Below are 11,995 nucleotides of genomic sequence, written 5' to 3' on the forward strand. Positions count from 1 at the left end.
CGTTCATGTTGGTTCTCCGTCTTCCGGTATCATGTTGTCGGCGTGAATCGCGGCCCTGAAGGGCCGAATCCACGTGATCGATCCCATATGTGCGCCGTTTTTCGCCCAGTCGTGGGACTCGGGTAGCTCCTCGGGAACGTCGTTTGAGTCGTCGCTGCTCGGTGTTTCGTCCACCACGGAAACGTAACTCTCGGCGGTCACGTCGTTCCAAGTGAGGTTCTGCCAGGTCCACTCTGCGTCCTCGTCGCGGTCTTCGTCGACCTCGAGGCCGAAACTCGGCCCGCTGGGTGGCTCCTCGATCACGAAGAACCAGCCGTGGTCGTCCTCGTCCTCGGGGTCCGAGAGGGCTTCGTCCTCATCTATGTCGAACCCGAAGAAGGTGACGTCGGGGTCGAGCGTGCCCCGGAAGATCGGGTGTTCGACCGTTCCCTCCACGTCGTCGTCGAACGGATCGGGAAGGAGGGGCGTTCGCGTCAGGTGGTCTTCGTCCTCGGCCGAGTCGCCCTTCGCGGCGTAGACGTGGGTGTTGGGATAGCGGTCGAACAGCGCTCCGCGAACGAGCAAGACGAGCCGACCGCTCGAGCCCTCCTCGTCGTCACCCGCGTCATCGGTTCCATCTCCGTCCGTCTCTTCGCCGTCGGCCGCCTTACCTTTGGCGTCCATCTTCTCGGTGTAGTTGTCACCCAGATCGTAGTCGTCGGCCCACCGGTGGACGTACTCGATGTCCCACTTTTCCTCACCGGTCAGTTCGGGGTCGCGGCCTGCCGGGTCCCAGAACTGTCTGAAGTACGTCCCGCGAAGGTCAGTCGGGTACTCCCGCCACCGTAACTCACGGGCCATTTCGTGATTGAGGCCGAGCAGGTAGGCTTCGACGAACGCCGGGTTCGTCTCCAGGACGCCGACGCTGTCCAGGGGAACGTCGCCGACGCCGGGGACGAGGTTCTCCTGGGAGAGATCCCGGAGTGGTGCGTACATCGGCTCGTCGAACTCGGGGTGGGCCATGATCTGTGCCAGGGGATCCGTGCGATCCCGGATCTCGAGGCCGCCGAGCCGGGCCGCCATGCGTTCGGGGATCGTCTCGGCCGGGTCGGTCGCCTCCCGGACCGCCTCGGCCGTCCGTTCTAGATCCAGCTTCGGACTCGCATCTGGCGTCGGCCGGGGACACGCACTCCCGGCGAGCGCGTCGGCGACCGGATCGGTCGGCGCGTCTGCCAGCCGTCGGCGAACCAGGGTGACGTACCACTCGATTTGCTCACAGGTCTCTGACAGCGGTTGGCCGTTACCGTTGGCGTGGTCGGCTACCACGGCGAGGCGGGCCTCGGCGAGAGCCAGTATCCGCGCCATCCTGGCGACGACCGCACGGATGTCCTCGACGGCCCCGAGGGCAACGGAGTTTCGTAGCTGCGTGACCGAGCCCGCGGTTCCTTTCTCGTCGCCACACAGTGCGGTACAGAGGTCCTCGAGTTCGGCGACCGCTCGCTTCGCCTCGGAATGATCGACGTCGAGGGCCGCGAGTTGCTCGCGGGCGGTTGTGCAGGCGTCTTCGAACAGCACTTCGACGACGATCCGAAGCCGAACGACCGCGAACATCGCCCGAAACTCCTCGTATGCAGTTGTGACTCCGGGATCTTCCTCGAGCACGGCGGCGAGTGCCGGATCCGACTGTGACAGCGTCTGGAGCGCCTCGTGGTCGTCAGTCGCCTCGGACAGCCGTCGTGCGATCTTCCCGAGTGTCACGTCGACCAGCGACCAGTCCTCGGCGGCGACCCCACTCGCGAGCGAACCGAGCAGGCCTCCGCGGTCTTCATCACAGACCGATTCGAGATGCGAGAGGAACGTTCGGAGCCGATCGAGGGCTGGCCCCTCGTACGCATTCATCGCTGCTTGCGTTCGCTCGCGTACGACCTGACAGCGGCTACCGAGTGTCTCGACGATCGCCTCGAGTGTGCCCTCGCCAGCCTCGCCGAGGACCTCCCAGTCCGAGTCCTCACCACTGCGCCCGAGCGCAGTCGAACAGACGTTCTCGGCGAGATCGGCGTCGATGACCTGTGTGCCGTCAGCCGGAGTGCCGTCGTCACCGAGGGTGATCGTCCCGTCGTTTACCTCCTCGACGATCCGCTCGCGTCGAATCCCACCGATTCGACGCGAAAGCGGTCCGTTCGGGCGGGTGATACGCCGGAAAGCAGGCGACAAGACGGCCGCAGGAAGTGCGCTGTTCTTGACGGTGGCGGCGACCGTCTGGCCCATCCCTTCGTCGATCGTCCGGCGATGAGCGGGTTCGGTCAGCGACAGGACGGCGGCGGGATCCAGTTCGTCCAGCCGATCGTGAATCTGCTGGCTTGCCCCCCGGGCGAGGCGGGCCCGTCGCAGGAGCTTGTTGGCCTCGCGGATGTCCCCGACCTGTCGCCAGGCCTCGGCCATGAGTTGTTCTTGCTGGTCCTGAACGACGTCGGTCCCGAAGGCGGCCGGTGCCCGGTATCGCGGATCCTCGTTCAGCTCACGCAGCCAGGTCGGTTCGTCACCCTCGTCGGGGATTTCGTCGGCCGCGGGGGGCCACTGGCCGTATATCGGCGGTCCGAGGATGCGATCGGTGCCGTCGGTGTCGGCAACTGCCGTCTCTGGTGCGAGCGCACTCGCCTGGCCGACGAGCTCGACCAGCTCGTCCTGGTAGGTGTAGCTGTCCGTCGAGATATCGAACGATTGCATCGCACCCTCGACGGTCACGACCTCTCCGTCGTGATCGAGCGCCTCGGGGCCGAGCGCTTCGGGTCCGGGGTCGCCAGCGTCGACCTGCCGGACGCCGACGTCCTCCAGCACCGACGGTTCGAGCCGACGAACGAGTGCCTCGAAGTCGCCCGACTTGCCCGTCGAGAACTCCCAGTGGTAGTACACCGGGAGCCGAATCCGTTCGGGCGGCTCCTCGAGGTCCCAGGCGTCGCCCGTGACGTCGATTCGGTTGCCCTCGTCGTCGTGCTCGAAGGGATCCTCGCCGATGCCCGCGAGTCGTCCCGCCTCGTAGGTCGGGACGACGCAGGCGTAGTAGTCCGTTTCGGCGTCGAGATCCCGCGGCGAGAGGAGCCGCGAGAGGGTAGTATCCGCGCGATTCGCCTCGAGTGCACCGTCGGTGTCGTCGTCGCCGACCACCTGGGCGTGGGTCCACGCCCAGCTCTCGGTCGGATCCGGCAGGTGGTCTGCCGGGGACGCCGGATCGTCGATCGCGAGCACGGCACCACCGTCGTCGGGTGCAGTCGACAGCGTGACGCCGTCGGTTTGCTCGACCGTGATCAGACACATCCACGGCCGGAGCTTCCCGTCGTCGTCTTTGATTTCCGGCGAGAACAGCCAGGGGAGTTCCGGGCGGTCGAACTCCACGATCGGGAAGTGATTCGGCGGGAAGTCGCTCGTTCCCGGCGTGGGCTCGGTTCGGATCACCTGCCTGCGGTCGATACCCGTCACCTCGCCCGGCCCGTACAGCGAGAGATCCACGCCGACGTCTTTCGTTTTTGAGTCGCCGTCTCCTCGCCCCTCGACGCTCAACTCGACGCGGATGGTCCCGCCGTCGTCTCTCGGCCGGTACCCGTCACGGACCCAGGGGACGAAGGTGTACTCTGCGCCCCCAGTCATGCGTTTACCCCCACTGAAAGCGTCTCGTGAACGCCACAGATCTGATAGTCGTCGGGGTCGCCACCGTTCGAATCGAGGTAGCCCGAGAGGGCCTCCTCGGCCTCCCGTTTGGTCGTTCCCGCCTCGGGCAGGTCGAGGTCGACTCGAGTCAGGTCGTCAGTCCGCGCGACCACGTAGTTCGGATCGCCCACGGTGACGCTGGCGTCGACGCCGGTCGGTCCCGTCTCCGTTTCGTCGACCGCGAATCGCTCCTCGCCAGTCGTCCGGAGCGCCCCGCGAGCCACGGCGCTGACCGATGCGAGACAGGCTGCCGTACTCTGGGGCATTCCGACCGGATCGAGGTGAATCGGGTCGAACCCGTCGGCCTGGTCGTCGATCACCGCCGTCTCGTACTCTAAGACGTCGCCCCCGAGCAGATCCTCGTCGTCCTCACCTCCCCAGCCGAACCCGGTGTTCGAGAGGTGTGTTCCTGCTTCGTAGCGTTCGAACTCCGGTCCTTCCAGCTTTTCGTCGTCGCTCAGATCGAAGTACTCGCCGCGAGCGAACTGTTCTCTGGTCGCCTCGGAGGGATCCTCGTCGGCGTCGCCGACCGAGGCGTCGACGATCTCGAACCGGTCGTACTCGGCCGGGGACGAGCCCTCGTACTCTTCGATTGTGATGCCGAGTGGTGCCACCGTCTGTCGGACGCTACACTGGCCGAGCGGGTGGGCGAGGACCTCCCCCTCTCGGGACTCGACCTGTCGAAGCGTCACGACGGAATCGCCGTCTTCGGGCCGCTGTGCGCTCCAGTTGCGTTCGTCGCCGAGCGCGTCGACGACCTTCCCGAAGACGTCTGCCGGGGGTAACCCGTCGGCGGATTCCGACTCGCCGAACTCCTCGTCGACGGAGATTTCGAACTCGATCGGCCAGATCTCGAACGTCGCGTCGCCGGTAACGTGCCACGGTCCCGGCCCCGCGAGGGTCCCGTCGACGTCGACGGCCATGATCGTCGAACCGCCACGCATCAGGGCGAACCCGGCGTAGAAGTCGGCGATCAGCTCGAAGGGATCGAACCGGAACAGGGTGTCGAATCCCATGTCGCCTTCGAAGGAAAATCCGCCCGCGGCGGCGTAGACCTCGACGCTCGCTCCGACCTGGACGGTGTTTGCGGTGACGGCGAAGTACCCTTCCCAGCGAATCCGCGGGTTGCCGGGCCCGAGCGTCAGCGCGATACGGCGCAACTCCGGGAAGTCTTCCGGCGGATCGTATCGGGGGTTGAAGCCACCGACCGAGAGGACGAACTCGGGGTCACCGCCCCAGCCGGTCTTCATCGCCATGTCGCCCGTGAGGGTGTACGCGAGTATCCGGGAGTCGTACAGCGACGCCGCGGCGCTGGCCTGTTGCTCCCCGATGTCGATGGCCCCGATGACGTCCATGTTGAAGACGACGATACCCACCTCCTCGTGTGGTAGACCGGCGTGGACCCGCCCGAGGATGGCGACGCGGATGGGATCGGGCAGTTCCAGCAGGACGCCGAGGCTCGCCGACAGCATCGTCGGCGTTCCCCAGGCAAGCTTGCCCATCGGCCCGAAAACGTGGTTGCCGGCGGCGACCGGGAACCCGTTCCGGAGGTCGCTGATGATCTGGGGCGCGTTCCGGACCGGGTCGTCCGGGAACATGATCGAGCTGACCGTCCCGTCGCTGACGCCGGCAACGAGGTAGTCGACGTCCATCGTCCGGTTGATGCCGAGCAAACCGCCGACGCCGTTGAGCGTAAAGCCGAACCCGAGCTGGACCGGCGGGAACTCCCCGGAGATGATCAAAAGCAGCGAGAACCCGTCTCGCCCGCCGGGAAGTTGCGTCGTCAGCAGACCGACCGCGCTCAGTGTTAGCTCACCGACCTGCAACTGGAGGACGCCGGCGTACCGCTCGTTCTCGTGGTCGAACTCCAGGTAACCACCGCCGACGACGGCACTGGCGTCGACCGAGAGGCCCGCGCCGTCCGGTGGCTTGAAGCCCAGATCGACGTCGAGAGGGCCGAGGTTGCCGTCGTTGCCTTCCGGGAACGCGATCTCGGCCTCGAGGCCGATACCTTCGACGGTCGCATCGATCGGGCCGAGCGAGACCTGCGGGTTCGCGGCGACCTGGACCGGAACTGTCACCGTCTCGCCCGACGTGTCCGGTTTCGCAGCGAGGTGGAGGGTGTCGACGGTGAGGACGTCCGCGACGTTCAGGCCCACCGGGAGGTCAGTGTCCAGGCCCGATCCACCACCCTGGAAGTACAGACCGCGCTCGGTACTCCAACCCAGTCCGGCATCGAAGTCGATGCCGACGCCGTCTTCGGGAAGGACGTGTTTGATGAAGGAGTCGCCGTCGCCCGGAGCGACGACGAGTGATGAATCGCGTGCGTACGCGGTGGTGTCCGATTCGACTGCGGTGGCCGTGGCGGTTGTGGCGCTCTCGATGCCGAGTTGGCCGACTTCGAATCGCGTTCCTTCGTTGGCACCCACGACGAGCGCCGATTCTGTCCCATCAGTCGACTGTTTCTCCAGTCCCACCGTTGCCGAGAGCGCGGGTTCGTCGTCTGCGTCCAGGGGTTCGATCCCGTCGGGTGTCAACAGCGATGGCGGCGTCGATCCTCCGAGATCGACCTGAACCACCCAGTTGCCGAACGGGACGTCAGTTCCGGCCTCGCCACTCGTCGAGAGCAGCAAGGCGATGCCGTCTTCGGTCAATGTGAACGCGATCTGAACTCGTAGCGTGGTATCCTCGCTGATGGGAACCGACACCAGAAGCGTCGGCGAGCAGCGTGCGTCTACCCCGTCGTCCGCTTCGTCGAGGTCCGTCGGTTCGGCCCCGACGGAGACGTACAACCCCATCCAGTTTGCAACCGCGGCGAGCCACTCGATTCCGTAGACGGTGATCGAGTCGAACTCGTTCTCGGAGAGGTCCGCTCCAGTGACGTATTCCTCGCGCAGCGCCTCGACGGGATCCTCGAGTAGCGATCCGATCTGCTCGAGGTTTAGTTCGACGTCTCCGTCTCCACCAGCGTCGTACGGATGGGGGTATCGGGGTATCGCGTCCTCGTCCGGCAGATCCGGTTGGGAGACGCTGAAGACGCCGAGGAGCGTCGCCACGAAAAACCCACTGGGTCTTTGGCGCTGAACGTAGACGACGGTCAGGTACTCGACGAGGTGGGGGACGACGTCCTCTGCGTCCACGAATGCGCTGTCGTCTTCGATCTGCTCTATCGTCTCGAAGACGTCACGGGCCGAACCGAGCGCGGTCGCGACCGCACCGAGCGAGTCCGATTCGCCCCCGCCGACCGAGTCGTCCAGGGCCTCTATCGCCCCCTCGAGGGGAGAAAGCGAGGATTGTACCGTCCCGATCTGGGATTCGGTGACCTCGACGCCGATTGCCTGAAAAATCGATACCAGCTCCTCGCGCCCTGCGGGCGTGTCCTTCGTGGCGAGGACGAGCGGCTGGAAGAACACCTCGAGTTCGTCCGTCAGTCGGTCCAAAACCGTCGGCGAACTCATTCTGCGGTCCCCACTAGCGAGAACATATACAGCTCGTTGAGGTGCTCCCAGTATCCCTCGATGGTGTGGCGCGATCCGTAGCTGTGAGCGTCGAACGTCAGGGCCTCTTCGTCGACCGTGTCTATCGTTTCGACTTCACTCACGAGCGTGATATCGTGGTCTGCCGTACTCACCACCCGTCCGATGCTCATCCACGTCCCGACGTCATCGGGCGGATCGTGAATGTCGTCGAGATCGAGGATGTCACTCTTCACGGCGAGGATCGCGAAGCCGCCGTTTTCGACTGCATCGGACGCCTCCATCAGCGTCTGTTGGCTCCCGACCATGCTCTTCCCGACCCAGCTGACGTCCTCCATGGGGATGAGATCCCCAGTGAAACTGATCGACTGAATCGGGTTGTACCCTCCGAGATCCTCGTCCATCGTCAGTTCGTCGGACGCCGTCGCTTGCCGGAGCGTGGACAGGAACAGCCAATCCAGGTCGTCCAGGCGTACCAATCCCTCGCCCGGGATTCGTCTCTGTGGTGCGGGTAACGTGTGAAGGGTCTGCTGGCCGCGATACACGTCTGACGTGCCGAGGAACCCGTTTGTCTCGTAGATCGACCGACAAATCTCCGCGAACCGGCGAGGGAATTTCGTGGCGATCACGAACCCGATCGCCGTGATCACACAGTACGGGGTATTCCCCTGGTCGAACTCGAACGCAGGATGGTCTTCGTCTTCCGGATCGAACGACTCGGTCACCATCGATTCGAGACGGTCGACGATGTCCGAATGATCCAGGTGCCTCCATCCGCTGAACTCGTCGGAGTCGACGACGGTTTCACCGGCTTCGAATTCCTCGACGGCCGCCTCGATGGGATCGACGTCGACGTCACTCTCGACGCTGTACTCGAACCAGACCTTCAAATCTCCGTCGTCGGATTCGTGATTTCCAGCGTAGAATCCGTCGTAAACCGGACTGTCGATCGTGATCGAGACGCTTTCGGAGTCGTCGAAAAAGAAACTCTCCCCACCGACCTGGAGGGAAATCTCGATCTGGTCGTCGAAGTAGTAGTTTCGATCGAACGGGTCCGCCAGATCGAACGATATGTCGGTTCCGGTGACTCGAGTTTCGAGCAGGTACGGTTCGCGGACGGATGCACCGTCGATCCAGACCGTCGCCTGACAAACCGAGGGCAGATCGACGGCGGTTTGGTTTATTTTGATCGTCGAAAACGAGAACTTGTTCACGGCCGGGACTCACCCTCACACACGTCGACTGACCCCGAACCTCGGTCGATACCACTGCGAGCAGGATTCCGTGACAGGCTCCAGCCGTCACCCACTTCACCTACCATTTGAGATGCGCTCAGTTCTCAATCCGCTATTATAAATGTATCGACGATCCAATATTATACCGTCGCTGCAGTATATTTTGCGTTCCTCTGCAAGTAAAAGTCTCTGCAGCTCCGGTATCCGGACGTCACGTCGCCGGCCGAGAACTCGAATGATTCAAACCGCCGGGCGACCGCTAGCCGATATGGACGAGGATTCATCTCGAGACCACGTCGTCCCCGGCAGCGACGAACAACTGGAGACGGCGGACGTCCGCGGCTGTGACTTCCGCGGCGATGTCGGTCTCTCGGAACTGCTCGCGTCCTACGAGACGACGGGATTTCAGGCGACCCACCTCGCGGAGGCGATCGACATCGCAGAGCAAATGAAAGAGGAAGAGGCGACGATCTACCTCACGCTAACGTCGAACATCGTCTCCTCCGGTCTGCGGGAGGTGGTCGCCTCCCTCGTTCGCGACGGCCACGTCGACGTCATCATCACGACGTCCGGATCGCTCACCGAGGACGTCATCAAGACGGCAAAACCGTTCAAGATGGGCGAGTGGGACGCCGACGAGGCGGTGCTTCGCGAACGCGGAATCAACAGACTCGGCAACATCTTCGTCCCCTCCGATCGGTACGTCTGGCTCGAGGAGTACCTGTACGACTTCTTCGACGATTTCTTCGCCGAGGAGTCGATCCGGACGCCGAGCGCGTTCGCCCGGGAACTCGGCGAGACGCTTTCGGACGAGGATTCGGTGTTGAAACAGGCGGCGGACAACGACGTCCCGGTGTACTGCCCGGCGCTGACGGACGCGGAGGTCGGGAACTTCCTCTACTACTGGCGACAGGCGAACGACGGCGACGTCGGAATCGAGATCTTAGACGACTACGAGCGGCTCATCGAAGACGGGATGCTCGCCGATACGACGGGGCTCATCGCCGTCGGTGGCGGCGTTCCGAAACACCACGCCATCATGACGAATCTCTTTCGCGGCGGTGCGGACTACGCTATCTACATCTCGACGGGCATGGAGGGCGACGGCTCGCTGTCGGGTGCCCCGCCGAACGAGGCGGTCTCGTGGGGCAAGATCAAGGCTGAGAACGGCACGAACTACACGCAGATCGAAGCCGAGGCGACGCTGGTCTTCCCGCTGCTCGTCGCGGAAGCGTTCAACTGACTTCCGTCCGGTGCAGAATCACCTTTTCGTCTGTGCCGTCCGAGTCGTTGAGTTGGCCGTGACTATAACAACTATTAGATTAAACACTCGATTTGATACAGAGAGCGACAAATCCCCGCATTTATCCCGATAGTATGATCTACGAAAGGGTCGGAGAAGCGGTTTCTAATTACTAATTATTACTGCCCTAAGCACTCTGTGGCAGGATGTGACTGGTGGAAACAGTGGAAATGTTACGAAGACGAGATCGCCACGGACGCTATAGTAGCCACTGCACGTCATCGCACTCGTGGTCGCCAGACGGATCAGTGACCAGTGTGTCAACCGGGACAGTTGCTACTATAGGTTCGTGGCAGCTCCCCCCTGAAAATACTCCATTCTATCCGCCACGATAACCAGAATACCTTTGATATATTATCATAATGTGGATATGGTACTATTTGGTTTCCGAGACGATGCATCCTTCGAATGATAGGAAAAGTGATCACTGGTTTCGGTAACCGCGCGTAAGATACCCGTCCGCGTCGTTTGCGAAAGTCGGTAAACGATCGTGTGCCCTGTGGAAACCACCCGGCTCGACTTGAACAGATTTCTTGGTTTGATGGATACAGCCTACTGTGCCGGCTAGAGAACCGACTGAAACGATTCACACACCGGTCCCACAGCCATCGTGCGATCAGGTGTATATTAGCGTGCAGTGGCTACTATATTTCACGCTGCTTCGTGAGTTCTTCCCACGGATTCTGACGGCTTGATCTCCCACTTCCACAATCATCGGTAGTTCGAGACCGAGTACTTGTCCTCGAGCATTCGAGGTACTACGGCAGGAGCACCGTCACAGCAAACATGACTTCCATTGGCAACTCGCGGATAACCTCTCAAACCCCTATTATACATATTCATTATCACATGTTGATGATTTCCCCCTCTTAACAGATATACCATATGAAGTGTAGGCCCCTAGGATCGTTATAGCCGGATTGCCTGGGTCCGCCATAGATTGTGCGTCGCTGGCCGTTCTACCGTCTATAGTATGGCTAATAGACGTTTTTAGACGATCGCCGTTTCGAACCAATTGACCCCGAGGAGGATCACTGCGTTTAGCAACAGCACTTGAGTGGAACGTCCTGATGGTCATTATAGCACTTCAGGAGTGTCCCCTGGCGTCGAAATGAACCCACAAACTACAGCAAAGGGTAGCTTTCAGCTTCGATTTTCGGCGATGCCGAGGAGATCAAACTCGATGCCGATGTCGGTATTGCGGGCCGTTTCGTAGACGACGTGGGCGGCGGCGACATCTTGGATGGCCAGTCCGGTCGAGTCGAAAACCGTCACGCCTGATTCCGCATTTCGACCGGGGTAATCGCCAACAATCAGCATACCAAGTTCGGCGGCAATGTCGGCATCAGTAATCGCACCCCCTGCGTAGGGAACGTTGATCTCTCCGGAGTGGGTACACTGGTCGTAGTCGTCAATCACCAACGTCGCCTCTTGGAGTAGGCTCGTCTGGAGTTCCTGTTTCCCGACTGCATCAGCTCCCATCGCGTTGATGTGCGTAGTCTCGCCAACGTCCTCGAGGTCGACAATCGGGTCGATCACTGGCGTAACTGTGGAGAGAACGTCACAGTGGCCAGCTTCGGCGATAGTGCCTGCGTGGACATCGAACTCGTCTTCGAATGCATCGATAAACCGGGTGACACGTTCGTCGTCTTTATCAGCGACGACGACCTCTTGGATCGGACGTACTTCGCTGATCGCTTCGAGTTGTGTGTACGATTGAGCACCGGCCCCGACGAGACCGAGCGACTCGGCGTCCGGCACTGCTAGATGAGCGGTCGCGACTGCCGCTGCCGCACCGGTACGCTGACGAGTTAATTCCGTTCCGTCGAGGATTGCACGGGGAAGCGCAGTCTCTGGATCCGAGTAGATCATCGTTCCCATGACCGTTGGCAACCCGTGTTTCTCGGGGTTGTCTGGATGAACGTTGACCCACTTCAGCCCGGCAGCATCCCATTCGCCGGTGTCGAGATACGCTGGCATTGACCGGAAGTCGCCGTTGTACCGTTCGAAGTCGATATATGATTTCGCTGGCATCACTACCGCGTTGCGCTCGTACGCGGCAAACGCTGCCTCAACTGCTCGGACGACTTCCTCCGGTTGAGCGGCCGATTCGACATCTTCTCGGTTCAGTAATAGCGTGTGCATATTCCCGATTGTTTCGGGGATGGTATAATAAGTTCGACGGCGGCCACTCGTCTTAGAACCGTTGCGACGGCATCCATCTTTCAGCCTCGTGGTTTCGTGTGTGGAAACTTTATATAGGAGAAACAGATCGATTAGCGGGCTCGTTCCCAGTA

General features: G+C 61.9%; 5 protein-coding genes. 1 reads left to right on the forward strand and 4 read right to left on the reverse strand.

The window, feature by feature from the left end; genetic code table 11:
* Positions 1 to 3 precede the first annotated feature (3 nt).
* The 3 genes from EA473_RS12165 to EA473_RS12175 are packed head-to-tail and all read right to left on the reverse strand — an operon-like array spanning position 4 to position 8,374.
* Positions 4 to 3,624, reverse strand: a complete 3,621-nt coding sequence (locus tag EA473_RS12165; protein WP_124195932.1) for a hypothetical protein — start codon at positions 3,622 to 3,624, stop codon at positions 4 to 6.
* Positions 3,621 to 7,142, reverse strand: a complete 3,522-nt coding sequence (locus EA473_RS12170) for a DUF6603 domain-containing protein (RefSeq protein WP_124195933.1) — start codon at positions 7,140 to 7,142, stop codon at positions 3,621 to 3,623. The genes EA473_RS12165 and EA473_RS12170 overlap by 4 nt, the downstream gene beginning before the upstream one ends.
* Positions 7,139 to 8,374: a hypothetical protein gene (locus tag EA473_RS12175; RefSeq protein ID WP_124195934.1), complete on the reverse strand. Its 1,236-nt coding sequence runs from the start codon at positions 8,372 to 8,374 to the stop codon at positions 7,139 to 7,141. The genes EA473_RS12170 and EA473_RS12175 overlap by 4 nt, the downstream gene beginning before the upstream one ends.
* A 289-nt stretch (positions 8,375 to 8,663) precedes the next feature.
* On the opposite strand from EA473_RS12175, the gene EA473_RS12180 reads away from it, so the two are divergent.
* On the forward strand, positions 8,664 to 9,638 hold the full coding sequence (locus EA473_RS12180) for a deoxyhypusine synthase (protein ID WP_124195935.1): 975 nt from the start codon (positions 8,664 to 8,666) through the stop codon (positions 9,636 to 9,638).
* A 1,203-nt stretch (positions 9,639 to 10,841) separates the two neighbouring features.
* Here EA473_RS12180 and EA473_RS12185 read toward each other — a convergent pair.
* Positions 10,842 to 11,843 carry an ornithine cyclodeaminase family protein gene (locus EA473_RS12185; protein WP_124196016.1) on the reverse strand — a complete coding sequence of 334 codons (1,002 nt, stop codon included), beginning with the start codon at positions 11,841 to 11,843 and terminating at the stop codon, positions 10,842 to 10,844.
* Positions 11,844 to 11,995 lie beyond the last annotated feature (152 nt).

Origin of the sequence: Natrarchaeobius chitinivorans (assembly GCF_003841505.1) — an archaeon.
GTDB lineage: Archaea > Halobacteriota > Halobacteria > Halobacteriales > Natrialbaceae > Natrarchaeobius > Natrarchaeobius chitinivorans.

Excerpts from the sequence above, each read along its gene's own strand:
- EA473_RS12165 (WP_124195932.1), bottom strand. The coding sequence starts at position 3,624 with ATGACTGGGGGCGCAGAGTACACCTTCGTCCCCTGGGTCCGTGACGGG.
- EA473_RS12170 (WP_124195933.1), bottom strand. The coding sequence starts at position 7,142 with ATGAGTTCGCCGACGGTTTTGGACCGACTGACGGACGAACTCGAGGTG.
- EA473_RS12180 (WP_124195935.1), top strand. The coding sequence starts at position 8,664 with ATGGACGAGGATTCATCTCGAGACCACGTCGTCCCCGGCAGCGACGAA.
- EA473_RS12185 (WP_124196016.1), bottom strand. The coding sequence starts at position 11,843 with ATGCACACGCTATTACTGAACCGAGAAGATGTCGAATCGGCCGCTCAA.